The organism is Megasphaera stantonii (genome assembly GCF_025567065.1).
Lineage (GTDB): Bacteria > Bacillota > Negativicutes > Veillonellales > Megasphaeraceae > Megasphaera > Megasphaera stantonii.
Genome location: NZ_JAOQKD010000028.1, coordinates 1 through 24,545, shown reverse-complemented (window position 1 = coordinate 24,545; position 24,545 = coordinate 1). Strand labels below are relative to the sequence as shown.

26 protein-coding genes are annotated in these 24,545 nt (G+C 52.5%); 2 read left to right on the top strand and 24 right to left on the bottom strand.

Features of this window, described 5'->3' with window-relative positions:
• Positions 1–202: 202 nt before the first annotated feature.
• The 3 genes from OCV58_RS11265 to OCV58_RS11255 all read right to left on the bottom strand — a co-directional run bounded on the left by OCV58_RS11265 (position 203) and on the right by OCV58_RS11255 (position 2,383).
• Positions 203–634, bottom strand: coding sequence for a C-GCAxxG-C-C family (seleno)protein (locus OCV58_RS11265; protein ID WP_087477069.1), 432 nt, complete (start codon positions 632–634; stop codon positions 203–205).
• Positions 635–686: 52 nt separating this feature from the next.
• Positions 687–1,832, bottom strand: coding sequence for an aldo/keto reductase (locus OCV58_RS11260; protein WP_154877896.1), 1,146 nt, complete (start codon positions 1,830–1,832; stop codon positions 687–689).
• Between the two features lie 74 nt (positions 1,833–1,906).
• A complete protein-coding gene (locus OCV58_RS11255; protein WP_154877895.1) occupies positions 1,907–2,383 on the bottom strand; it encodes a GNAT family N-acetyltransferase in 477 nt (158 codons plus the stop codon).
• 305 nt (positions 2,384–2,688) lie between these two features.
• Here OCV58_RS11255 and OCV58_RS11250 point away from each other — a divergent pair, with 305 nt between their 5' ends.
• A complete protein-coding gene (locus OCV58_RS11250) occupies positions 2,689–3,177 on the top strand; it encodes a transposase (protein WP_154877894.1) in 489 nt (162 codons plus the stop codon).
• A 105-nt stretch (positions 3,178–3,282) separates the two neighbouring features.
• On the opposite strand, the gene OCV58_RS11245 is transcribed toward OCV58_RS11250, so the two are convergent.
• The 15 genes from OCV58_RS11245 to OCV58_RS11175 all read right to left on the bottom strand — a co-directional run bounded on the left by OCV58_RS11245 (position 3,283) and on the right by OCV58_RS11175 (position 16,252).
• Positions 3,283–3,705, bottom strand: coding sequence for a F0F1 ATP synthase subunit epsilon (locus OCV58_RS11245; protein WP_095630158.1), 423 nt, complete (start codon positions 3,703–3,705; stop codon positions 3,283–3,285).
• A gap of 3 nt (positions 3,706–3,708) precedes the next feature.
• Complete coding sequence (atpD, locus tag OCV58_RS11240; protein ID WP_154877893.1) at positions 3,709–5,127, bottom strand: F0F1 ATP synthase subunit beta; 1,419 nt, start codon at positions 5,125–5,127, stop codon at positions 3,709–3,711.
• A gap of 38 nt (positions 5,128–5,165) precedes the next feature.
• Entirely contained in the window at positions 5,166–6,029 is an 864-nt protein-coding gene (atpG, locus tag OCV58_RS11235; protein WP_087477075.1) for an ATP synthase F1 subunit gamma, read from the bottom strand.
• Positions 6,030–6,032: 3 nt separating this feature from the next.
• A complete protein-coding gene (gene atpA, locus OCV58_RS11230) occupies positions 6,033–7,568 on the bottom strand; it encodes a F0F1 ATP synthase subunit alpha (protein ID WP_154877892.1) in 1,536 nt (511 codons plus the stop codon).
• Entirely contained in the window at positions 7,568–8,134 is a 567-nt protein-coding gene (gene atpH, locus OCV58_RS11225) for an ATP synthase F1 subunit delta (RefSeq protein WP_154877891.1), read from the bottom strand. Before atpH ends, atpA begins: the two co-directional genes overlap by 1 nt.
• A 4-nt stretch (positions 8,135–8,138) precedes the next feature.
• Complete coding sequence (gene atpF / locus OCV58_RS11220; RefSeq protein WP_154877890.1) at positions 8,139–8,639, bottom strand: F0F1 ATP synthase subunit B; 501 nt, start codon at positions 8,637–8,639, stop codon at positions 8,139–8,141.
• 42 nt (positions 8,640–8,681) lie between these two features.
• Positions 8,682–8,930: a F0F1 ATP synthase subunit C gene (gene atpE / locus OCV58_RS11215; RefSeq protein WP_087477079.1), complete on the bottom strand. Its 249-nt coding sequence runs from the start codon at positions 8,928–8,930 to the stop codon at positions 8,682–8,684.
• Between the two features lie 36 nt (positions 8,931–8,966).
• Positions 8,967–9,641, bottom strand: a complete 675-nt coding sequence (gene atpB, locus OCV58_RS11210) for a F0F1 ATP synthase subunit A (RefSeq protein ID WP_087477080.1) — start codon at positions 9,639–9,641, stop codon at positions 8,967–8,969.
• An 18-nt stretch (positions 9,642–9,659) separates the two neighbouring features.
• Positions 9,660–10,031 (bottom strand): ATP synthase subunit I, encoded by a 372-nt coding sequence (locus tag OCV58_RS11205; RefSeq protein ID WP_087477176.1) that lies wholly within the window; start codon positions 10,029–10,031, stop codon positions 9,660–9,662.
• An 11-nt stretch (positions 10,032–10,042) separates the two neighbouring features.
• Complete coding sequence (locus tag OCV58_RS11200; protein WP_087477081.1) at positions 10,043–10,318, bottom strand: AtpZ/AtpI family protein; 276 nt, start codon at positions 10,316–10,318, stop codon at positions 10,043–10,045.
• Between the two features lie 201 nt (positions 10,319–10,519).
• Positions 10,520–11,668 carry a non-hydrolyzing UDP-N-acetylglucosamine 2-epimerase gene (wecB, locus tag OCV58_RS11195; protein ID WP_087477082.1) on the bottom strand — a complete coding sequence of 383 codons (1,149 nt, stop codon included), beginning with the start codon at positions 11,666–11,668 and terminating at the stop codon, positions 10,520–10,522.
• A 35-nt stretch (positions 11,669–11,703) separates the two neighbouring features.
• Positions 11,704–12,741, bottom strand: coding sequence for an MraY family glycosyltransferase (locus OCV58_RS11190; RefSeq protein WP_095630162.1), 1,038 nt, complete (start codon positions 12,739–12,741; stop codon positions 11,704–11,706).
• Positions 12,742–12,768: 27 nt separating this feature from the next.
• On the bottom strand, positions 12,769–14,127 hold the full coding sequence (locus tag OCV58_RS11185; RefSeq protein WP_154877889.1) for a PFL family protein: 1,359 nt from the start codon (positions 14,125–14,127) through the stop codon (positions 12,769–12,771).
• 12 nt (positions 14,128–14,139) lie between these two features.
• A complete protein-coding gene (locus OCV58_RS11180; protein ID WP_087477085.1) occupies positions 14,140–14,412 on the bottom strand; it encodes an ACT domain-containing protein in 273 nt (90 codons plus the stop codon).
• 202 nt (positions 14,413–14,614) lie between these two features.
• Complete coding sequence (locus OCV58_RS11175) at positions 14,615–16,252, bottom strand: phosphoglucomutase (RefSeq protein WP_087477086.1); 1,638 nt, start codon at positions 16,250–16,252, stop codon at positions 14,615–14,617.
• Positions 16,253–16,431: 179 nt separating this feature from the next.
• On the opposite strand from OCV58_RS11175, the gene OCV58_RS11170 reads away from it, so the two are divergent.
• Positions 16,432–17,184 carry an exodeoxyribonuclease III gene (locus tag OCV58_RS11170; protein WP_087477087.1) on the top strand — a complete coding sequence of 251 codons (753 nt, stop codon included), beginning with the start codon at positions 16,432–16,434 and terminating at the stop codon, positions 17,182–17,184.
• 74 nt (positions 17,185–17,258) lie between these two features.
• On the opposite strand, the gene OCV58_RS11165 is transcribed toward OCV58_RS11170, so the two are convergent.
• The 6 genes from OCV58_RS11165 to mnmA all read right to left on the bottom strand — a co-directional run bounded on the left by OCV58_RS11165 (position 17,259) and on the right by mnmA (position 24,229).
• A complete protein-coding gene (locus OCV58_RS11165) occupies positions 17,259–19,160 on the bottom strand; it encodes a type I glutamate--ammonia ligase (RefSeq protein ID WP_095630163.1) in 1,902 nt (633 codons plus the stop codon).
• Positions 19,161–19,322: 162 nt separating this feature from the next.
• Positions 19,323–19,769 carry a GatB/YqeY domain-containing protein gene (locus tag OCV58_RS11160; protein WP_087477089.1) on the bottom strand — a complete coding sequence of 149 codons (447 nt, stop codon included), beginning with the start codon at positions 19,767–19,769 and terminating at the stop codon, positions 19,323–19,325.
• Positions 19,770–19,795: 26 nt separating this feature from the next.
• On the bottom strand, positions 19,796–19,975 hold the full coding sequence (gene rpsU, locus OCV58_RS11155; protein ID WP_087477090.1) for a 30S ribosomal protein S21: 180 nt from the start codon (positions 19,973–19,975) through the stop codon (positions 19,796–19,798).
• A gap of 252 nt (positions 19,976–20,227) precedes the next feature.
• Positions 20,228–21,349 carry a radical SAM family heme chaperone HemW gene (gene hemW, locus OCV58_RS11150; RefSeq protein ID WP_154877888.1) on the bottom strand — a complete coding sequence of 374 codons (1,122 nt, stop codon included), beginning with the start codon at positions 21,347–21,349 and terminating at the stop codon, positions 20,228–20,230.
• Positions 21,346–23,148 carry a translation elongation factor 4 gene (lepA, locus tag OCV58_RS11145; protein WP_087477092.1) on the bottom strand — a complete coding sequence of 601 codons (1,803 nt, stop codon included), beginning with the start codon at positions 23,146–23,148 and terminating at the stop codon, positions 21,346–21,348. The genes hemW and lepA overlap by 4 nt, the downstream gene beginning before the upstream one ends.
• Positions 23,149–23,176: 28 nt before the next feature.
• Complete coding sequence (gene mnmA, locus OCV58_RS11140; protein ID WP_154877887.1) at positions 23,177–24,229, bottom strand: tRNA 2-thiouridine(34) synthase MnmA; 1,053 nt, start codon at positions 24,227–24,229, stop codon at positions 23,177–23,179.
• Positions 24,230–24,545: the final 316 nt, after the last annotated feature.

Below are 24,545 nucleotides of genomic sequence, written 5' to 3'. Positions count from 1 at the left end.
CTCCTTTGTTGATGATTTCTCGCAAAACCATTTTAACATGAAGCTTCACTATGGATTTTTGTTTTTTGATTACCTGTTCAAATTCATTTTACAATTAACCAAATAATGAAAATGATCTATAGCCTTTGTCTCCTGCACAACAAAAAAAGAGCAAAACCCAACAGGATTTCGCTCCTTTATACGGCAATACAGATCATGCCGTTTATTTTTTCAGCAGGCCTTTTTCTTCGATGAAGTCCGACACCATATCGGCAGCCGTCGCCGTGATGTTAATGCACTGCTTGCGGTATTCCGGCGTGCCGAAGCTCAAGCGGTTCAGGGCCCGGCAGCAGGTCGTGCCGAAATGAGCCTTGAAACGGTCGTGGAATTCGTGGGTATATTGATATACTTCCGGCAATTCCTTTTCCGACGGGTCGAGACGGCCAACCAGGGCGCTGATAATCAGACAGGAGCCGCTCAATGCGCCGCAGACGCAGCCCGAACGGCCGATGCCGCCGCCCAAGCCGCAGGCCATGCGGATGGCTACGTCGGGAAGATTCAGGTTCATGCTGTCGTTGCAGGCCTTGACGACCGATTCGACGCAGTTATTTCCTTCTAAATGATATTGTTCGGCAAGCTTGTATACACTTTCCAATTCATAACCCCTCCTATGATATAATCAAGATTCATTATACCATGAAGAGACATTACTTGCCAAACAGGGCCGCCGCGTCGGCCATATTCCGCCGTATATCGACGGCAAAGGGGCAGCGCGTTTCGCAGGCGCCGCACTGAATGCATTCCGATGCTGTATGCGACAGTACGGCGTAGTGTTCCCGCACCGTTTCAGGAATATCGCCCTGAGCCTTGCACAGGTTTAGGAATTTCGTCACCGCTGCCACGTCTATTCCCTGCGGACAGGGCGCGCAGTGGCCGCAGTACATGCAATGGCCCTTCCAGCTGATATTCGGAAAGGACGCCAGCGCCGCAGCGTAGTCCTTTTCTTCGTCAGAGGCAGCTTCATAGGCCAGGTTCTGCTTCATTTCCTCTACAGTCCGCGCGCCGTCCATAATAGACGCTACGGCCGGCCGGTCCAAGGCATAGCTCATGCACTGGAAAGGCGTCAAAGCCTTCCCTGCCGGCGAAATATCGCCGTTCAGCAGGTCGCCGCCGCCAAAGGCCTTCATGACCGTAATGCCTACGCCCAGCCGCTGGCACGTTTCATACAGCCGCTGCCGCTGGGGGTCCATGTTGAGCAGGGGCTTTGCGTAGCTTTCAGGAGCCCACAGCAGCTCGAGGTTTTCGTTGCCGGGCTGCAAATCGTAGCAGGGATTGACGCTGAACATGAGCACGTCGACGAGGCCGCTTTCGACAGCCGCCAACGCCGCCTCGGGGTTGTGGCTCGACATGCCGATGCTGCCGATGACGCCGCCTTTCTTCAGCTCCAAGGCATATTTCATGATGTCGCCGTCTTGTATTTGCTGCCAGTCCGACAAAGAATCGACGTAGTGAACCATGCCGATTTCCAGATGGTCGGTCCGCAGCCGTTTCAGCTGGTCTTCAAAGCCAGCCTTCACGTCTTCAATATCGCGGGTGCGCTTATACTGTCCGTCCTTCCAAATGGTGCACAAATGAGCCTGCAAGACGAATGTATCCCGCCGTCCCTGCAGCGCCTTGCCCAAGGCGTCGCGAAAATCCGGATGGGGCGCGTACAAGTCGATGCAGTTTGCCCCATATTCTTCCATGACGTCGATAAACGCTTCCGTCCATTCGGGATGCTCTACCATGCCTTCGCAGCCAAAGCCGATTTCGCCGACGGAAAGGCCTGTCCGTCCCAATACTCTGTATTTCATACTATACCTCCTGACATATCACGTTCTCTGCTGTAAGCATAGCACATGGAGGGCGCTTCAAGTCAAGCCGTTTCTTACAGGTCCTTCTGCATGAAAATAGCCGGAATGGGATTATCATAGTACGGCGGGATTTCGTAAAATCCGTACTGCCGGTAGAGGCCGATGGCCGCCGTCATAAAGGGCAGCGTGTCCAGCCGCATCTGCCTGTAACCGATCTGCTTCGCCTCGCCGATGCACTGCTCCATGAGCAGCCGGCTCAGGCCCCGTCCCCGGCAGGCTGGCTGGATATACAGCCGTTTCAGCTCGCAGCACGTCTCGTCGAGGCGATGAATAGCCGCGCAGCCTACGAGCCGCCCGTCGTCGCCGCAGATGCCGTATAGCCGCCCGTCAGGCAAGCCGTATTTTTCCTCTGCATGATCCAGCTCGTCGCCGTAGCCCTGCGCCGCCAGGCAAGCCTTTACCGTCTCATCCGTCTCGACCAACATGGCCGTATATTCCTGAAACAGATGCCGTATATCGTCCAATTTGTCATAAGCCAACACAATCTGCATAATCCTGCCTCCCTTGCATGAATACTCTCTATACATGTATCATAACAAAATCTATAATTTCTAATCTTCTTATTTTTTACAGTCCTATGCTGCTGCCAAGTATATAAGCAATGTGTTTACAAGTTTATAGGTAGAAAGCTGATAATAGCGTTTCTTCATTTTATTTAAACTAGCTGAATTTTAATATACATTATCATTATATCATTTTTTAATTAAAATTTAATGTACATTCTTCGTTTTTTTAATTTTAGTTTTATTTTCATCTTATATAATGACATATAACATCTGTTGGAGGTGACCGACTTATGAATACTAACAAAACAAACTCTCCCTGGCCGGCCCATCGCGTCCAATTTATTACACTCTGCACGCACGAAAAGCAGACTACCCTCGGAAGGATTTATAAGGATAAAAACGGATTCGTCTGGCAGCCGACGGTATGGGGAATGGCCGCAGAGGAAGGGCTGCGGAAGCTGAAGCTTTCATCTCAGCTCGTTCTGATTCAGGATTACGTCATCATGCCCAATCACGTCCATCTGCTCGTCTTGTACAGGCGATGCAACGACCGCGTCGTCAAATGGTTCATATCGCACTGCAAACACACTATGGCCCAACACATGCTGAAAGCACAGAATGCGAACGAACCGATCTGGGAAACATCTTATTCAAGTCACTACGTGCAGCGAGAACACACGCAGCTTGCACTGAGCCAAAACATACGGGAACATAAAACCCGCTGGCATTACGACAGTCTGAACACGTTTTTGCCGCGCCCCTATTCTCCAAAAGTTTGACACAAGCCACATGATTTTCAAAACATAAAATCTTTCATGCTGCAAAAAAGAGAAGCAAGAAATGAGAAATCTCATGTCCTGCTTCTCTTTTATATGCAGCATTTTTTAATGTCCGCCGTATTTTTTTGCCGTGTCCAAGCGGCACAAGGCGCGCTTGAGCGCCATTTCCGCCCGATGTACGTCTATGTCCTTCCGCTGGCTGTGAAGCAATGCTTCTGCCCGCTGCTGGGCGGCTTCTGCCCGCTCGACGTCGATGTCTTCAGGCTTTTCCGCCGCCGGCGTAATGACGGTAATCGCATTATTGCTCACTTCCAAAAATCCGGAAGCTACGCTCAGGCAATGGCGCTGGCCGCCTACATCGTACATAAGCGGCCAGATATCCAAAGACGCGATGAGCGGCGCGTGATTGGGCATAATGCCCAAATCGCCGTCTAAGGCCCGCACGAGGACGAATTCCACATCTTCGTTTAATACGGCAGCATCGGGAGTAATTACTTCCAAACGGATAGTCTTTCCTTTTTCTGCCATAGCCTATTCTCCTTTCAGAGTCTTGGCCTTTTCATATGCTTCTTCGATATCGCCTACCATGTAGAACGCCTGTTCCGGCATGTCGTCGCATCGGCCCGACAGAATTTCCTTAAAGCCGGCGATCGTATCTTTCAGCGGTACATAACGGCCCGGCTGACCAGTAAACTGTTCGGCGACGGAGAAAGGCTGGCTCAGGAAACGCTGAATCTTACGAGCCCGGGCAACGGTGAGCTTGTCTTCTTCCGACAATTCATCGATACCGAGGATAGCGATGATATCCTGCAGGTCGTTGTACTTCTGCAAAATAGCCTGAACGGTGCGGGCCGTCTGATAATGGTCTTCGCCGAGGATATGTGGGTCGAGAATACGAGATGTCGAATCCAGTGGATCGACAGCCGGATAAATGCCCAATTCGGCAATCTGACGGGACAATACGGTCGTCGCATCCAAATGGGCAAAGGTCGCAGCCGGAGCCGGGTCGGTCAAATCGTCGGCAGGGACATATACGGCCTGTACGGACGTAATGGAACCGTTCTTCGTCGACGTGATGCGTTCCTGCAGCGCGCCTACGTCCGTCCCTAATGTCGGCTGATACCCAACAGCCGAAGGAATTCGGCCCAGCAGGGCCGATACTTCCGAACCGGCCTGAATGAAACGGAAAATATTATCGATGAACAGGAGCACGTCCTGATGTTCTTTATCACGGAAATATTCAGCCATCGTAAGGCCCGTCAAGCCGACGCGCATACGGGCTCCGGGCGGTTCGTTCATCTGGCCGTATACGAGAGCGGTCTTGCTGATAACGCCCGATTCCTTCATTTCGTTCCACAAGTCATTGCCTTCGCGGGTCCGTTCGCCTACGCCGGTAAATACGGAATAGCCGCCGTGTTCCGTCGCAACGTTGTGAATCAATTCCATGATGAGAACGGTCTTGCCTACGCCGGCGCCGCCGAACAAGCCAATCTTGCCGCCTTTGGCATACGGAGCGATGAGGTCGACGACTTTAATGCCTGTTTCGAGAATTTCCGTACCCGTAGACTGGTCTTCAAATTTCGGAGCCGGCCGATGGATAGGCCAATAATCTTCAGCTTCTACTACTTCGTCTACCTTGTCGACGGTCTGACCGAGAACGTTGAAAATACGTCCCAGCACGCCCTTGCCAACGGGAACCTTAATGGGGCCGCCCGTATTTTCCGCAGCCATGCCGCGGACGAGACCATCTGTAGAACTCATAGCAACGCAGCGGACGACGTCGTCGCCTAAGTGCTGCATAACTTCTGCTACCAAGTCGACGGCCTGTTCGCCTTCCCCGCCGGTGACGTGAAGGGCAGTGTAAATGGCGGGCAAATCTGCTTCGGAAGCAAACCGCACGTCAATAACCGGGCCGATGACCTGGATTACTTTCCCAATGTTATTGCTCATGAAGAGGCTCTCCTCTCTTTCTTAGTTTTACTCACGCCCTACTGCAGGGCATTAGCACCGCTGACAATTTCTGTCAGTTCGTTCGTAATGCCGGCCTGACGGACTTTGTTGTAATGGACAGTCAATCTGTCGATCAGCTCGCCTGCATTATCCGTTGCCGACGTCATAGCCGTCATACGGGCCCCGAGCTCACTGGCCGCTGACTGGAGCAGGCTGTTGTACACGAGCATGTCCAGATACTGAGGCAAAAGCGATTCCAAGACCTGATGGGCATCCGGCGCAAAGAGATACTCTTCTTTCGGACCGGTTTTTTCAGAGCCGTCCTGCTGCGAAATAGGCAGCATTTTGACGGTTTGTACTTCTTGCGATAAGGCTGACTTAAACTTCGTATAAATGATATACACTTCGTCTACTTCGCCAGCCAAAAATTGTTCTGTAGCAACATGGGCAATCTGCTGGGCATCGGTGAACTGAGGCTTATCGGAAAAACCCGTCCACTTCTGGTCCGGCACGATATGCAGATGCTTTAAATATTCAGCAGGCTTACGGCCTGTCACGAGCAGCATCGAAGCGCTGCGGGGCTTGTCTTTCAGCACGGCGACCATGGCCTTGTTGATATTGGAATTAAACGCGCCGGCCAGGCCTTTGTCAGCCCCGACGATAATATAGCACGTCTTCTTCACTTCGTCATGAGGCGTAAACAAGGCGACTTTTTCGCCTGTAGACGCCGCTGCCAAGCGCTGCAGCATGCCTTCGATTTTTTCCGTATACGGCGCTGTGGCCAACGCCCTTTCCTGTGCACGGCGCAGTCGTACAGACGATACCATTTTCATGGCTTTCGTAATCTGCTGAGTATTCGTAACGGATTTGATCCGCCGGTTTATTTCGCGTGCACTCGGCATAGATTATTCCTCCTCTTTAATCAGCTCATGGGTGGCGCTATACTGCTTCGTATATTCGCCGATGGCCTTCTGGAGGGTTGCTTCTGCGTCCTGGCCGAGTTCCTTCGTCGTCTTGATGCTTTCGCCGACTTCCGGATAATTGGTATGCATGAACGTGATGAAGCCGTCGGCAAACTGCTGTACTTCCGATACCTGAATCGGCATGAGGTAGTTTTTAACGGCCAAATAAATCTGCATAACCTGGTCTTCGACCGGCATAGGATGATACTGCGGCTGAATTAAGAGCTGCATCGTCCGTTCGCCTTTATCGATCTGGGCCTTTGTGCTCTTATCGAGGTCAGAGCCAAACTGGGCGAAGGCCGCCAATTCGCGGTACTGCGCCAAATCCAAGCGAAGGGTACCGGCAATTTTCTTCATAGCCTTAATCTGGGCGGAGCCGCCTACGCGGGATACGGACAAGCCGACGTTGATAGCCGGACGGATACCGGAGTTAAAGGCTTCCGTTTCGAGGAATATCTGACCGTCCGTAATGGAAATAACGTTTGTCGGGATGTACGCCGACAAGTCGCCGGCCAGCGTTTCAATGATCGGCAAGGCTGTAATGGAGCCGCCACCCAAATCATCAGAAAGCTTTGCTGCCCGTTCCAGCAGACGGGAATGTAAGTAGAATACGTCGCCGGGATAGGCTTCACGTCCAGGCGGACGGCGGAGCAGCAAGCTCATGGCACGGTATGCCTGGGCGTGTTTGGACAAGTCGTCATATATGCAGAGGACGTCCTTGCCCTGATACATGAAGTATTCGCCGATAGATACGCCCGAATACGGAGCCAGGTACTGGAGCGGCGCGCCGTCAGATGCCGTAGCAGCGACGACGATAGTATACGCCATCGCGCCGTTTTCTTCCAAAGTACGGACGACGCGGGCAACCGTCGAGGCTTTTTGTCCAATAGCGACGTAAACGCAAATAACGCCGCTGTCTTTCTGATTCAAAATCGTGTCGATAGCGATAGCCGTCTTGCCCGTACCACGGTCGCCGATGATCAATTCTCGCTGGCCCCGTCCGATAGGAACCATGGAATCGATAGATTTAAGCCCCGTCTGAAGAGGTACCTTTACAGGCTGACGGTCGGCAATACCTGACGCCTGCACTTCGACGAGACGGGATTCTGTCGTCTTGATTTCCCCTTTGCCGTCGATAGGCGCGCCCAAGGGATTTACGACGCGGCCAATCATAGCTTCGCCTACGGGAACGCGCATGACGCGGCCTGTGCGGCGTACCGTGTCGCCTTCTTTAATCAGGGAGTCGTCGCCGAGCAGTACGGCGCCGACGTTGTCTTCTTCCAAGTTCAGGGCCATGCCGTATACGCCGCGAGGCAGTTCCAGCAATTCCCCGGACATGGCTTTATCCAAACCGTAAACGTGGGCGATGCCGTCCCCGACTTCCAGAACGGTGCCGATATCATCGACGTTCATCTCCACATTATAATTTTCGATTTGCTGTCTAATTATAGCCGTAATTTCTTCTGGCTTCATCTTCATTATTCGTCCGTCACCCCATTCGTTACGCCAGCCTGCAGAAGAGACTGCTGCATATCACGCAGCTGCCGCGCAAGGCTGCCGTCTATTAATCTGTCGCCAATCTGGATGACCATGCCGCCGATGATAGACGGATCGATGTAATACAGCGGCTCGATCTTCTTGCCTGTCATCTTTTCCAATCCGGCAACCAGTTTTTCTTCTTCCGCCGCCGTCAGCGCCTTGACGACGCGCACCTTCGCGACTTCGATGTTATGCGCCGCCCGCGCCAGGTCGATAAACCCGTCGATAGCGGGAACAATAGCCGCTTCGCGCCGCCTGTCGATCATGACGTAGAGAAACTGCAGTACCAGCGGCTCTACGTCGCCGGCAAATATTTTCTGCAGCGTATCCTTCTTTACGCCGGGCTGTATGAGCGGATGGCAGATAAACTTCTGCAAATCAGGATTTTCCTGCATGGCATCGCGGACAGCTTTCAACTCTGTTCCAAATATATCAAGTTTGCCCTGTTCTTTTGCAATATCGAACATAGCCTGGCTGTATTTGCTGTATACGACTTCCGGTATCATAGCGTCAGTTCCCCTTTACGCGGTTTTCCTGAAGCTGATCGATGCAGTTTGCAACCAGTTTTGCATTCATATCCGGGTCCAGATTCTTTTTAAGCAGCTTTTCTGCCACAGCCATAGACAGCGTTACTACTTCGTTGCGCATTTCCCGGATAGCAACTTCCCGTTCGTTTGCAATTTCCGCCTGGGCGATCTGTTTTTCCCGGGCAATCTGTTCGCGTATTGCGCTGAGCTGGGCCTGCGCCTCTTTATCAGCCTGCTTTACGGCTTTATCGATAATAGCCTGGGCTTCGGCGCGGGCGCTGCGGAGCTGCGCTTCGTATTCGGCCTGCAGCTGCGCTGCCGCTTCTCTGGCCTGGGCCGCGGCTTCGAGATCCGATTCGATCTTGTTGCGGCGTTCTTCCAAAACCTTCAGCAGCGGTTTATACGCAAATTTTGCCAAAATAGCCACTAAGATAAAGAAGTTGATAATTTGGAACAACAACGTTCCTTCGGTTAAACTAACCAACGTAACACCCTCCTTTCATGATGGAATCCAGTTCCTCCACCATTAAATAAAGGGATTGGCAAATACGAGCACGATGGCGATAACGGCTGCGATAATAGGCATGGATTCGATCAAGCCGACGGAAATGAGGAAGTTGGTCAGCAGCTTGCCGCCCATTTCAGGCTGACGTGCTACGCCTTCCAGCATTTTAGAAGCAGCGTGGCCGTCGCCGACTGCAGCGCCGAGAGCTGCCAAACCGATACCAATTGCTGCGCCAAGAGCCGATAACCCTAATATCAATGCATTTTCCATAATCAATGACCTCCTAAATACGATATACAATGTAGTTTAATGCCCGCCCTGGAAGGAAGGAGCTAAGTACGATGTCGTCAATATAGTAAAAATAAACGCTTGAATTAAGCCGATGAACAAGCTGAAGATCAGCCAGACAATCGGCACGCCTGCCGGAACGAGGAAGTACAGCACTTCCAACAGGATTTCCCCGGCCAGAATGTTGCCGAAAAGACGGAAAGCCAACGTCAGCGGCTTCGTAAATTCTTCCAGCACATTGATGATGACAAAGGGAGCAAATGGCTGGAAGAAGTGCTTAAAGTGCTTCTTCACACCCTGGTTTTTCAATGCGATAACATGAACCATCGCGGAAGATACCAGCGCCAAGGCTACGGTCGTATTCAAATCGTTCGTAGGCGACGCCAGAAGATGGTTTGTCGGCAAGAGCCCCAATTCGTTGGAAAACAAGATGAACAGAAACATGGTCAGTAAGATAGATACAACCTGACTGTACTTGGGGCCAAGGGTTTCCTTAAACTGGGCGAGAAGCGCCGTGACAACCATTTCCATGGCGTTCTGCATCCCTGACGGGACGAGAGACCGCTTTCGCGTGGCTGCCAAGGAAACGATGATGACTAAGATACCGACGATCCACGTCATGATAATCGTATCCATATTGACGTTCATCCCAAGGATCTGGACGACCCAATGATGCCCCGTATGTAATTCCATACGTTTTACCTCCTTTCTTTACCGCTGGCGTACATGCCGGATCAGCATGTCGGCAAAAATCGTCACCCGATAGGTAAACAATCCGGCTACAGCAGCCCCAAAATGAATAGACGGGAACTGCGCCACGACGATTAATACCAGCGCGATCATGACAAGACGCAGGACGGCGCCGCCCCGTATCAAGGCGACAGCCCGCGCCGGCGGTAATTGTACGGCTCGCGCAGAGCGGCTGGTCAGCATCAAAAAATAGGCGATGTTGATTCCGTTGCCGATACACCAGCCCGTAATGTACTGCGTTTCCCCGCTTACGGCAAGGACGGCAGCGACAAAACATGTAAATCCGATGAGCTTGCACAACGTCGCTTTTACATACCTTACAAATTCTTCCACCAGCACCACCCTTATTTGTCTTTTTCCATATGAGACGGCTTGTCTTCATTCAAGCGCACGGCTTTCTTATACAAGGACAAAAAACCAGACGCGGCGCCTATGAGGGAACACACAATCATGCCCCACGGCGCCGTTCCGGCATGTGAGTCAATAAAACGTCCTAACGCTACGCCCGCGCAGATGCAGACAAACAAGGTCAGCCCTAAGGAACCGGCAATTGCAACGATATTCCAGAGCTTCATCTGATTTGCATTGTCATCATGAGATTCAGTACGCCTCCGCTTCATGCTGCAGACACCTCTGTTTCCGTTGATGGCATAGTAGCGGTTGCGAATATCGACGTTGCGTTACCCGCAATCGCTATTGAATTATTTTAGCATGGAAAAAATTTAAAAGCAACATTTTAAATTTGTCAATATTTTCTATTAACAAAAGAAATATATGCATATCTTTTTAGGCATGAACCGGCGCCTCTTTATACATTATTGTTATAGAGAAAATTCCTCCAGCACCGTTTCTTCTCCGCCGAAGTCGCGCAGGATGGCCTGAACGATGCGCTGCGAAGCCTTCCCGTCGCCATAGGGATTGACGGCGTTGCTCATCGTATCGTAAGCGTGCCGATCCGTCAGCAGGCGCTTCGTTTCGCGATACACCACGTCTTTTTCCGTTCCGATAAGGCGTACTGTACCAGCTGCCACGGCTTCAGGCCGTTCCGTCGTATCGCGCAGCACCAGCACCGGCTTGCCCAAAGACGGCGCTTCCTCCTGAATACCGCCTGAATCGGTCAACACGAGGCTGCATTTATTCATGAGGTTGGCGAAGGGCTCGTATTCCATCGGATCGATAAGGTGAATACGGTCTGCGCCGGATAATTCTTCTTCTACGACTTTTCGCACCAGCGGGTTGCGGTGCACCGGGAACACGACTTCCGTATCGGGAATTTCCTCTACGATGCTCCGCAGGGCCTTATAGATATGGCGCATCGGCTCGCCCAGGTTTTCCCGGCGGTGCGTCGTCATCAGGATGACCCGGTGGCGCAGGAAATCGATATGATTGAGCATTTCGTCTTCAAAGGTATAGGCCGGGTCGACGGTCTTCATCAAGGCGTCGATTACCGTGTTGCCCGTGACATAGATATTTTTTTCCGCTACGGCTTCTTTCAGCAGGTTGGCTTTCGCTGTCGCCGTCGGCGCAAAGTGAATGGCTGCAATGGAACCGGTCAGCTTGCGGTTCATTTCTTCCGGGAAGGGCGAATATATATTGCCCGTGCGCAGGCCCGCTTCCACGTGGCCTACGGGAATCTGCTGATAATACGCCGCCAGGGCTCCGGCGAAGGTCGTCGTCGTGTCGCCGTGAACGAGGACAATATCCGGCTTTTCCTGTTCCAACACGGATTTCAGCCCCATGAGGGATTTCGTCGTAATGTCGTATAACGTCTGTCCCTGCGACATAATATCTAAATCATAATCAGGCTCGATGCGGAATAACTCCAGTACCTGATCCAGCATCTGCCGGTGCTGGGCTGTAACGGCCACGACTGTCTGGATTTTATCGGCATGCTTTTTCAGTTCCAGTACGACCGGAGCCATCTTGATTGCTTCCGGACGCGTGCCGAATACAGTCATTACCTTAATCATAGAAATACCTCCTTAGACGAAACAATTCTACCCGCCTATTCTTTGCGGGTAGAATTGGCCGTTGTTTTTTGCAATATGCCAAGGCGTTTCGCCGTATAAATAATCACAGCAAGGACGACCAATACCGTCGCAATGCCTGTCTGATAACTTACGTTAGCGACAAACAGGGCTACGATCCCCAGAACGATGCTGACGAAATACATGATCAATACAGCTTGCTTCTGCGACATGCCTAAAGCCAGCAGGCGATGGTGCAGATGTCCCTTATCAGGCTGAAAAATGGGCACGCCGCTCATCTTGCGGCGGATAATAGCGAATAACGTATCCAAAATGGGCAGGCCCAGAGCGATGAGCGGCACTACCAACGCGATCGTCGCCGCCGTCTTAACCAGCCCCAGCACAGCTGCGACGGCCATCGTATAGCCCAGCAGCATACTTCCCGTATCGCCCATGAAAATCTTGGCGGGGTTAAAATTGTACTGCAAAAAGCCGAGAGCTGCTCCGGCCATTGCGACGATGATCATAGCCGGCAGGTACTGGTTCATGGTATAAGCCAGCAAAAACATCGATACCGACGCGATAAACGACACGCCGGCCGCCAATCCATCCAGGCCGTCAATCAGATTTACCGTATTCGTAAACCCGATAATCCAGAAAATCGTCACCGGAATAGCGACGAGCTCCGGCAGCACGATGAGCGTGCCGAAGGGATTTGTCAGCCATTCGATCTGAATTCCAAAGGCGATGGGAATACATGCCGCAACGATCTGTCCGACTAATTTTACTTTAGCCGGAATATTGCAGATATCGTCCCAAATGCCCAAGGCGACGATAGCCGTGCATCCCAGGAGAAGGCCCAGCAGCTCGTGGCGCACGGGTACGCAAAAGAGTACGGCCGCCATGAAGCCGACGTAGATAGCCAGCCCGCCCAGCCGCGGTATGGCGTGAGTATGGACCTTTCTCGCATTAGGTTTGTCAACGGCGCCGACTTTAATTGCCAACTTTTTAACGCCTGGCGTCAATACATATGCAACTATGAGGGCAATCAAAAACGGCACAAAATATTCAAGCACAACACACGCCTACTTTCCGTAACATCATTAGTTTGTCAGACTGCGCATCGGTGCAGGGATGCGTCCGCCGCGGGCGATAAATGCGTCCGACTTGTATTTATTTACGTTGATAATCGGGCAGTAGCCAAGAAGGCCGCCGAATTCAACCGTATCGCCGACGTCTTTGCCCGGAACGGGAATGACGCGGACGGCTGTCGTCTTGTTGTTAATCATGCCGATAGCCGCTTCATCGGCAATAATAGCGGAAATCGTCGCCGCCGACGTATCGCCGGGAATGGCGATCATGTCGAGGCCAACGGAGCACACGCAGGTCATAGCTTCCAGTTTTTCCAAGGTCAGGCTGCCTCTGCCGACGGCTTCCAGCATCCCCTTGTCTTCGCTGACAGGAATAAACGCGCCCGACAAGCCGCCGACGCGGGACGAAGCCATGAGGCCGCCCTTTTTCACCGCGTCGTTCAGCAAAGCCAGAGCCGCCGTCGTACCGCAGGCGCCGCAGCTTTCAAGACCCATTTCTTCCAAAATGTCGGCTACGCTGTCGCCGACAGCCGGCGTAGGAGCTAAGGACAGGTCGATGATGCCGAAGGGAACGTTGAGCCGCTTCGACGCTTCCATGGCGACGAGCTGCCCTACGCGGGTAATCTTGAAGGCCGTCTTCTTGATCGTTTCGGCAACGACATCGAAAGGTTCGCCCTTGACATTTTCCAATGCCCGTTTGACGACGCCCGGTCCGCTGACGCCGACGCTGACGCAGCAGTCGCCGTTCGTCACGCCGTGGAAGGCGCCGGCCATGAAGGGGTTATCTTCAACGGCGTTGGAAAATACAACCAATTTCGCGCAGCCTAAGGCATCCTTATCCTTCGTCCGTTCGGCCAAATCCTTGAATACCCGGCCCATTTCAGCGATGGCATCCATGTTGAGGCCGGCTTTCGTCGAGCCGACGGCAACGGAGCTGCATACCAAATCGGTGCAGGCCAGGCTTTCGGCGATGGAGTCGATGAGACGGCGGTCGCCGTCCGTAAAGCCCCGTTCCACCAGCGCGGAAAAACCGCCGATGAAGTCGATACCGATTTCCTTCGCCGCCTTGTCGAGCGTTCTGGCGATTTCAACGTAATTCGTCAAATCGCTGGCTCCGGCTACCAGGCTGATAGGCGTAACGGCTATGCGCTTGTTAATGATCGGCACGCCGTATTCGCGGGCAATGTCTTCGCCCGTCTTGACGAGGTTCTCGCCGTACGACGTGATTTTATCGTAAATATTGCGGCATAATACCTTGCCGTCGCTGGAACAGCAGTCAAGAAGACTAATCCCCATCGTAATCGTACGGACGTCCAGATTATTCTTCTGTATCATTTGATTCGTTTCTAATACGTCATGGATTGTCAGCATACCCGGTTCTCCTTATCCTACTTGATGCATCGCATCGAAAATGGCCTGGTTCTGCGCCCGGATTTCTACGCCCAGGGCGTCGCCCTTTTCCCGCAGGATAGCCTGAAGGCCTTCCAAATCGACGGTCGACTGCTCCATGTCTACGATCATCGCCATATTGAAAATACCGTCCAAAATGACCTGATTTATCGTCATAATATTAATCTGGTGTTCTGCCATGACCTGGCTTACTGTAGCGATAATGCCAGTCCGGTCTACTCCGACTACGGTGATAACAACTTTCATGGGGATTCCACTCCTTTATTGCATATCTTTAATTTCTTTCTAATCTACCATGCCTTTTATTATACCATAAGTCAATCGCAAAATTCTACTGCTGCGCCACATAATAGCGCCGTTTCGCCGCGCCGCTTACGGAAATTCCCCGGAAAAGAAAGGACACGCTTTCGCCCGTCCTTTCTTCTTTCCGTTAAGGTATAGTATTGTCTTATTTAGCCAAAGCCTTGGAAATCAGCGCCTTGCCTTCTTCCAGCAGCGCCGCCGCCTGTTCCTGGGATACGAAGCTTTCTGCATACAGCTTGTACAGATCTTCCGTACCGGACGGGCGCGCCGCTACCCAGCCGTCGTCGGTCGCGATCTTGACGCCGCCGATAGCGAAGTCGCCGTATGGGGACTTGGACAGCACCGCCTTGATTTCACTGCCGCACAGGGTCTTTTCCGTAACGTCGCTTTCCGTCAGGGAGCTGATCTGATCCTTTTCTTCCAGCGTCGCCGGCGCATCGCTGCGCATCGTGTACGGACGGCCCAGCTTTTCGCACAAATCATTGTAGTAGTCGATAGGCGATTTGCCCGTAACGGCCTTGATTTCCGCAGCTAAGAGGCACATGATCATGCCGTCTTTATCCGTCGTCCAGACGCTGCCGTCTTTCGCGACAAAGGAGCCGCCGGCGCTTTCTTCGCCGGAAAAGGCGATTTTACCTTCCGTGTACAAGGAGCCGAAATATTTAAAGCCGACGGGCACTTCGTAGCAGGGAATACCGAGCATAGCCGCCGAGCGGGCCAGCATATCCGTCGTGACAACGGTCTTGGCGATACCCCGTCCGGCAAAGTTGCGGTGAGTCATCAGATAGTGGGACGCCACCGTCAGGTAAGCGTTGGCCGAAATCATGCCCTGCGCGCCGGAAACGATGCCGAAACGGTCGTAGTCCGGGTCGTTGGCTAAAATCAGGTCGTATTTGTCCTTGCTCTGCGTAACGGCCGACATGACGTATGCCGACGAGCAGTCCATGCGGACCTTGCCGTCATGGTCGTAATTCATGAAGGTAAACTGCGGATCGTACGTATCATTGACGAAGTCGATGGGAATATGATACTGTTCCGAAATCTTGTGCCAGTAATTCATGCCCGAGCCGCCCAGAGCGTTGACCATAATGCGCAGGTTCGCGCCGCGGATAGCGTCCATATCGATAATGGATTCAAGTTCTGCCACATACAGTCCCTTGTAGTCGTACGGCACGACCCACTGGCTGTTCTTCGCGTCTTCATAGGACATGCTCTTGACTTCGGCGTTATGGCCGGCCAGCAGGCGGTTTGCTTCCGCTTCAATCGCCTTGGTAATATCCGATTCTGCCGGGCCGCCGGTAATCGGGTTGTACTTGATACCGCCGTGTTCGGGAGGATTATGGGACGGCGTAATGATCAAGCCGTCGGCCAGCTTTTCGCTGCGGCAGTCATTGTAGCGGAGAATGGCCCGCGATACGGACGGCGTCGGCACAAAGTCATTTTCGCTGTCTACATAAGCCGTAACGCCGTTAGCCGCCAATACGCCCAAGACCGTTTCATAGGCCAGCTTGGACAAATAGTGGGTATCTTCACCGACGAACAAGGGGCCTTCTGCGCCGAACTGCTTGCGGAAGTTGCAGACAGCCTGGGCAATAGCCGCGACGTGGTCGGCCGTAAAGCTGCCGTTTCCAGCCTGTCCGCGATGGCCCGACGTGCCAAAGCGCACCTGCTGATGCGGATCGCTTACGTCAGGATGAGTATTGGCATAGGCCGCCGCAATAGCCTGCAAATCAATATAATCCTCTTTTCTTACTTTCGTTCCTGCTAATTCATGTACTGCCATTTCTGATCACCTGATTCGATTTTGACAAGCATACTGCTTTTCTATACAATAAGAATGCAATATAAAGGCAAACTTACATTTACTGCTTGCAGCATGCTGCAAAAGTAATATTTTATGTTTATTATACCAAATTTTCTTGAATTACGACAGTAAGTTATCCAAAGAAAGGATGAAGACCCATGAAATGCATTTCCTGGAATGTAAACGGCCTGCGCGCCGTAATGAAAAAAGGATTTATGGATGTTTTTTCCGCTCTGGACGCCGATATTTTCTGCCTGCAGGAAACAAAGCTCCAGGAAGGTCAAATTGATCTGGACTTGCCCGGCTACGAGCAATATTGGAACTACGCCGACCGGAAGGGCTACAGCGGCACGGCCATCTTTACGAAACGCAAGCCCCTGTCCTGCTCGTACGGCATGGGCATCGACGAACACGACCATGAAGGCCGCCTGATTACGCTGGAATTCGATGACATATACTTCGTCACCTGCTACACCCCCAACAGTCAGTCGGAACTAGCCCGTCTCGACTACCGCATGACCTGGGAAGACGATTTTCGCCGCTATCTCGTCGAGCTCAACAAAACCAAGCCTGTCGTGCTGTGCGGCGACCTGAACGTGGCCCACGAAGAAATCGACTTAAAAAATCCCAAGACCAACCGCAAAAACGCCGGCTTTTCCGACGAAGAACGGCAGAAGATGACAGAACTGCTGGCCGCCGGATTTACAGACACGTGGCGCTATTTCTATCCTGACAAAGAAGGCGTGTACTCCTGGTGGAGCTATCGCTTCAAAGCCCGTCAGAACAACGCCGGATGGCGCATTGACTATTTCATCACGTCCAAAGATTTGGACAGCCGGTTGGAACAAGCCGAGATCTACACCGACATCACAGGCAGCGACCATTGCCCAGTCGGATTAGTGCTGAAGTAAATCGTATACCTGCCTTTATAAAAATACCCCTGCCGGCGCGGCAGGGGTATTTGCATGCATATTTATGCTATCTATTAAAATGCGTTGTGAGAATATTCATAATACAAATCGGTCAGTTCATCCATCTTGTCGTTCATGACGACCATGAGATCCGAAGCGGCGTCGTAGTCGTTAGCGGCCAAGGCCTTTTTAATCTTGGAGAAGATGGACAAGCTCTTATCCGTATCGCGGCCTAATTCCGTGCGGAGGGCGTTGATCTTCGTCCACCGTTCGGCTTCCAGCGGATTGGTATCGGCTTCCATGTGCAGCGGTTTTGCCGAAATGACCTTGGACAAGTTGTCGGGGATAATACGGAACTGCAGTTCCAAGGCCCAGCGATTCAGGGCGCCCAATTTAAACGATTCCATGATGCGCTTTTCAAAAGCTGGGCAGGCCAAGGTATCCAATTTTTCCGGATGGAGTTCGAGGGCTTTGAAGTTTTCCCATACGGTACGCGGAGCTTTTCCGAACATGGCGTCCCGTTCCGCCGCCGTGAATTCTTCAAATACGTCGACTTCAGAGCGATATGCCCGGTCTTTTTCCAGATAATCGGCGGCTTCGCCCGGTTTCTTAGACAATTCAGCCAGCAATTCGGCCGGCGTCTTGCCGCTGGAAAGGGCGTACTTGATGCCGTCGAGAGCGCTGAGGTAGCCCATGGCGATGGCGATATACGTGTTGGTAAAGGGGTTGGGAGCGCGCAGCTCGAAGCGGGTTCCGTTCGGGCTGTCAACGCTGCGGATTAAGCCGATCAGGACGGAACGATTACGGGTCGGAACGTCCGGCGTTTCGCCGCCCAGGGACGTTACGATGCAGACCGGCGCTTCAAATCCCGGTTTCAAGCGGTTCAGCGAGTCCGTCGTCGCCGAAACGAAGGGATTCATGACTTCATAGTGCTTCAGTATGCCCATGATAGCGCCGTATCCGAGGGACGACATAAATTCTTCATTCATATCGTCGGGGTTGAACAGGTTGACGAACTTGCCGCTCTTTAAGATAGCGCCCAATCCGAAGTGGGTGTGTTCGCCGGAGCCGGCAACACCCTGAATCGGTTTGGCCTGGAAGGTAACTTCGAGACCGTTTTCGCGGAATACTTCGCGGACGATGATGCGGGCTTGGATTTCGTTGTCCGCCGTCTGTACGGGATCGTTGGTAAATTTCCAGTCAACTTCGATCTGTTCCAATACGAAAATCAATTTGCCCGAATCGTCAATCTGAGCTTTAATGCCGCCGACTTCCTTATGGCCCATTTCAGGATTGAGGCCGTATTTTTCAAGGCGTTCGACAGTCTGTTCCAAGGCCGTGCGGACGACGCCGTGCGTACGCTGCCAGTACTGTTCCTGCAATTTCTGAGAAGCCGAAAGGAGGCGCGTTTCTACGTCCTGGCTCGGCGTCTTGACCCAGAATTCCAATTCCGTCGCTGTCGTGAATACGATTTTTTCGATGTCGTCGGGATTTACAGACAAGCCTTTAATCCCGTATTTTTTAATCAGCGCTAATATCTGTTCGCCAACATAATCCGTCGTATTGCGGAGAATCGAACGGGAATCAATATATCCCGTCGCATGGCACAAAAAGCTCGGAATACGCAGTGTGCCTACAGGACGGCCCGTAGCCGGGTCGATATTACCGTCGTTGTAGTCTACGAACCAGTTGACGCTAGGATCTGCTTTCATATCGACGCGAGCGTCCGACAATGTAGCAATCCCGGGAAGTACGACAGAAGAACCATCAGTCTGCACAGCCGTGCCGTTGAAGAATTTTTCATAATCGTCGAAAAATACGGAAATAGGAATCTTTTCATCCGTATCGTTGCCGGCCAGATCGACACCGACGAGAGATACGAACTTAATTTCCGGGTGCTGTTCCAATAACGCCAGCACGCCTTCCTTGCCATACTGCCCTGCCGGAATTACGTATACCAAATCATCTTTTACCATAGGTACATCCTCCTTTTAATACAAAAAGACTCCGCCCCTGCTATCTTTTCAGATATAGGTTCGAAGTCTTCTTTGACTTTGCATACATGATTTTGTTGTCGTAAATCATGTTAAAATAATACAATCAATTAGTTTATTTGTCAATATATTTTATGATAAAAACTAATTATGTTGTAAAATTTCTTTGACAATAGCCGAAACAACTTTTCCGTCGGCCTTGCCCTTTACATGCGGCATAACCGCCTTCATGACGTCACCCATCTTCATACCGTCGTTTCCGGCGACGATGTCCGTCACGATTTTCCGGATTTCATCTTCCGAAAGCTGCTTGGGCATATACTTTTCCAGGACGGCCATTTCTGCCTTTACCTGTTCTACCAGATCGGCGCGGCCGGCCTTTTCAAAATCTGCCAACGATTCTTTGCGCTGTTTCATTTCTTTCGCAATGACTGCTCCGACGCCGGCGTCGTCTAATTCGCATTTGCCGTCGATTTCCGTATTGCGGATAGCCGAGCGGACCATGCGGATCACCGATAACGCCGTCTTTCCTGCTTCTTTCGCTTTCATTGCGTCTTTCATGTCCTGAAGCAGTTGTTCCTTTAGAGACATGGTATCACCCTTCTTACTGTTGACGATTATGCTCTGTATTTCCGTTTACGTGCTGCTTCGGATTTTTTCTTTCTCCGTACACTCGGTTTTTCATAGTGTTCGCGTTTCCGTACTTCGGAGAGAACACCTGCCTTTTGGCAAGAACGTTTGAAGCGGCGAAGTGCGCTGTCCAACGTTTCGTTTTTACCTACTTTGATTTCTGCCATCTATTATCCCTCCCTCCAAATTATGTTAGGGAGTGCTTTTATTGCACACAATGAAATTATACTCAAAATGAGTCATTTTGTCAAATGGGACTGACTGACCGCCCTTGCATCGTTACACAGGCCGCAATGCCAGCAACCATGAGCTGTTTCGCCGCATTGTTATCCCCTTTCGGCAGGAGCATCGTACGATGGAGACAACATAAATCTGTCAAATAGGCTCTATATTGCAGTAAAAATATCGTAATATCCCGCCTACTCGCGAATAAATTGACTGAATACGTAATTCCCATAATCCCGGCCCAAGGCAGTCATGCGGCAGCCGGACGGCGTTGCCTCCAACAGTTTCTGTGCCAGAAGACGATGCAGCACGTCGGCAAACTCGTCTTCTACAGAACAGCCGAAGCGCTGCCGAAAATCGGCGTAGTCAATGCCTTTGCGCATGCGCAGGGCTAAAAAACAATAGTCCTCGACGGCTCGGTTTCGGCCGATGGAAATGCGTTCCGCCGCCGCGTCTTCCCTGCCGGCCTTGCGGATATACAGGGGAATATTCGCAATATTAGCCCAGCGTTCGTCATGATAAAAGGAATGAGCTGACGGCCCGAAGCCGACGTACGGTTCGTACTGCCAGTACTTGCAGTTGTGCCGGGACAAACAGCCGGCCTTGGCATAGCTGGAAATTTCATAGTGCGAAAAGCCCAGCCAGTGCATAGACCGATGAACGGCCTGCCCCATTTGTTCTATCTCCTCGTCGTTCGGAAGAAGGCAGCGGCCTTTGCGCAAATCATCCCACAAGGGCGTATGCTCTTCTACGATAAGGCTGTATATGGACGCGTGGCATACGGGCAAGGACGCAAGCTCTTCCATATCGGCGCGGACCATCTCTTCCGTCTGCCCCGGCAGGCCGTACATGAGGTCGATGGAAATATTTCTGACGCCGCCGTCCCAAACGGCCTGCACAGCTCGTTTTCCCTCGTCTGCCGTGTGAACCCGTCCGAGAAAGCGCAGCATACCGTCGTCGAAGGACTGAATGCCGAGGCTCACGCGGTTGACGCCAAGATCCGCCAGCTCGCGGACGTACTGGCGGCTCACGCTGTCCGGATTCGCCTCTACTGTAATTTCCGCATCGGCGGCAATGTCAAAACGCGCCTCGAGGCATTTCATGATGGAGCCGATTTGGCCGGCCCGCAGCAGCGACGGCGTACCGCCTCCGAAATAAACAGTATCAGCCTGCTCCCCGCGGGGAAACAGGCTGATTTCGCGGCATACGGCGTCGACGTAGGCGTCGATATACGATTCGACGCCGCTGTACGACGGAAAGTCGCAGTACCGGCATTTTTTGACGCAAAACGGGACGTGCACGTACAGGCCGATCATTTGTCGTCTACCTGCAGGACGGCCATGAAGGCTTCCTGAGGAATTTCGACGGTGCCGAACTGCTTCATGCGCTTCTTCCCTTCTTTCTGCTTTTCCAGCAGTTTGCGCTTACGCGTAATATCGCCACCGTAGCACTTGGCCAATACGTCCTTGCGCAGGGCCGCGACGTTTTCCCGGGCAATAATCTTGTTGCCCAGTGCGGCCTGGATGGGGATCTGGAACAGCTGGCGCGGAATGAGGCTGCGCAGCTTTTCGACGAGAGCCCGGCCGCGGCGGGCGGCAAATTCGCGATGTACGATGACGCTCAGGGCGTCGACGACTTCGCCGTTGATGAGGATATCCATCTTCACCATAGGCGAGGACTGATACCCGTTGAGCTCGTAATCAAGAGACGCATACCCTCGCGTCGCCGATTTCAAAACATCGAAATAGTCGTATAATATTTCACACAACGGAAGATTATATACAAGGGAAACTCTCGTTTCATCGAGATAGTCCATCGTCTCATACTGGCCGCGGCGGTTTTGGGAAATTTCCATGACCGTGCCGACCATTTCTTTCGGAATGATAATCGTCGTCTTGACGAAGGGTTCTTCGATATGATCGATTTTCGTCATATCCGGCATGAGGGCCGGGTTGTCTACCTCAACCATCGTGCCGTCCGTGCAGTACACGTGGTAAATAACAGACGGAGCCGTCGTAATCAGCGTCAAGCCGTATTCCCGCTCCAATCGTTCGCGGACGACGTCCATGTGCAGCAGGCCCAGAAAGCCGCAGCGGAAACCAAAGCCCAAGGCCGTCGACGTTTCCGGTTCAAATAACAGGGCCGCGTCATTGAGGTGAAGCTTTTCCAAGGCGTCGCGCAGGTTATCGTAATCGTTCGTTTCAACGGGATATAAGCCGCAGTATACCATCGGCACGGCTTTGCGGTAGCCCGGCAGGGCTTCCGACGCCGGATTATCGGCCAGCGTCACCGTATCGCCGACGCGGCAGTCGCGGACGTTCTTCATGCTGGCAGCTAAATAGCCTACGCTGCCGCATTCCAGCGACGGCACGGGATACATCTGCGGCAGGAAAACGCCCGTTTCGATGACTTCGAATTCCTTGCCCGAAGCCATCATGCGGATGCGGTCGCCAGGCTTGACGCTGCCTTCCATGATGCGGATGTTGGCGATAGCCCCTTTGTACGGGTCGAAATGGGAGTCGAAAATAAGAGCCCGCAACGGTTTGTCGGGAGCATCGGCCGGCTCGGGAACGTGCTTTACGATCGCTTCGAGCACGTCGTCTATGCCGACGCCGGTCTTCGCGCTGACCAGTATAGCTTCCGACGCGTCCAGCCCGATAAGGTCTTCAATTTCCTTACGCACCCGGTCGGGATCGGCGCTGGGCAAGTCAATCTTATTGATGATAGGAATGATTTCCAAATCATGTTCCAAGGCCAAGTACACGTTTGCCAATGTCTGCGCTTCTACGCCCTGCGTTGCGTCGACGATGAGCAGCGCCCCCTCGCAGGCCGCCAGGCTGCGGGATACTTCGTAATTGAAGTCGACATGGCCCGGCGTGTCGATTAAGTTCAGCGTGTACTGATGACCGTCTTTCGCATCGTACATGAGACGCGCCGACTGGGCTTTGATGGTAATGCCTCGTTCACGTTCCAAATCCATCGTATCGAGCAGCTGATCTTCCATTTCACGCTGCGAAACGGTCCCTGTCCGTTCCAGCAGCCGGTCGGCCAGCGTCGATTTCCCATGGTCTATATGGGCAATAATTGAAAAATTGCGAATATATTTTGTCGCCACGTTATCTCTCCTCTTTCAGTATTTCAATTTACATAATGATGCCGCCGCCTAAAACGCGGTCGCCCGTCTCGGCGTCGTACAGGACCAGTGCCTGTCCCGCCGTGACCGCCCGCTGGGGCTGGTCGAAGGTAACGCAGATACGGCCGTGTTCTTCCAGTCGGACCGTGCAGGGCGATTCCTTGGCGGCATAGCGTATTTTTCCCAAAGCGCGAAAGCGTCCTTCAGGCTCTCCTTCTACCCACGATACGCCTTCGGCCCGTACCTCTGCAGAAAATAAATCGTCGTTCGAACCGACGACGACCTGGTTACGAGCCACATCCAGTGCCGTAACGTAATACGGCCCGCCGGGACCGCCCAAATTCAAGCCGCGGCGCTGGCCAATTGTATACGCCGGAATGCCTTCGTGCCGGCCGACAACTCGGCCGTCTGCATCGACAAAATTTCCGGCCTTAAACATGCCGGCCCGTTCCCGGCGCAGAAATCCCTTGTAGTCATTGTCGGGAATAAAGCAAATATCCTGGCTCTCCGGTTTATTAAACACGGGCAACCCCCATTCCTGCGCCATTGCCCGCGTATCGCTTTTTTCAAAATCAGCCATAGGGAACAAGACGTGGGGAAGCAAATCCTGCGTCAGCTGATACAGCACGTACGATTGATCCTTGCGCCGGTCTGAACCGCGAAGCAGCGTATACACGCCCCGTTCCGTATCGTAGGCCGTGCGGGCATAATGCCCCGTCGCCAGCAGGTCGGCGCCTCGACGGCGCGCTTCGTCCCACAGCCGGCCAAATTTAACGCACCGATTGCAGGCGACGCAGGGATTGGGCGTCTTTCCCCGGCCGTAAGCGTCAATAAAATATTCTACGACATCGCGCCGGAAGGTGTCGCTAAAGTCCAGCGTGTCATGGGGAATTCCCAATATATCGGCTACCGCCTTGGCATCGGCGGCGCTTTTTTCCGCCGCTTCGCCGTCCCACAGGCGCATCGTAATGCCGATGACATCATATCCCTTTCGTTTCAGCAGCGCCGCTGTAACGGAACTGTCCACGCCGCCGCTCATGGCAACGGCAACTCGTTTCTGCATGGTATATTCCCCCCTTTTTGCACGACGCGGCTCTGCCGCATCTGCCGTCTCTGCAAGACAATACAGCGGCCGGCGCCCGTTTGCTCCAGGAGCCGCCGCTTGTGTACCACATAGTAGTCAAAGCTTCCTGTATTGAAGCCTATTATTAATAATATCATAATATATTGGCAGTGGCTAGTAACAGCCGCATAAAAAAAGGCCGCATCACAGTGCAGCCCTTTGATGTGACCCCAAAAGTTAGACTTTAGTAACGAGGTAGTTTTTGCTATCTCGTTACTTTTTTATGCAGCGGATAGAGACCGCCTGTATTGGACAG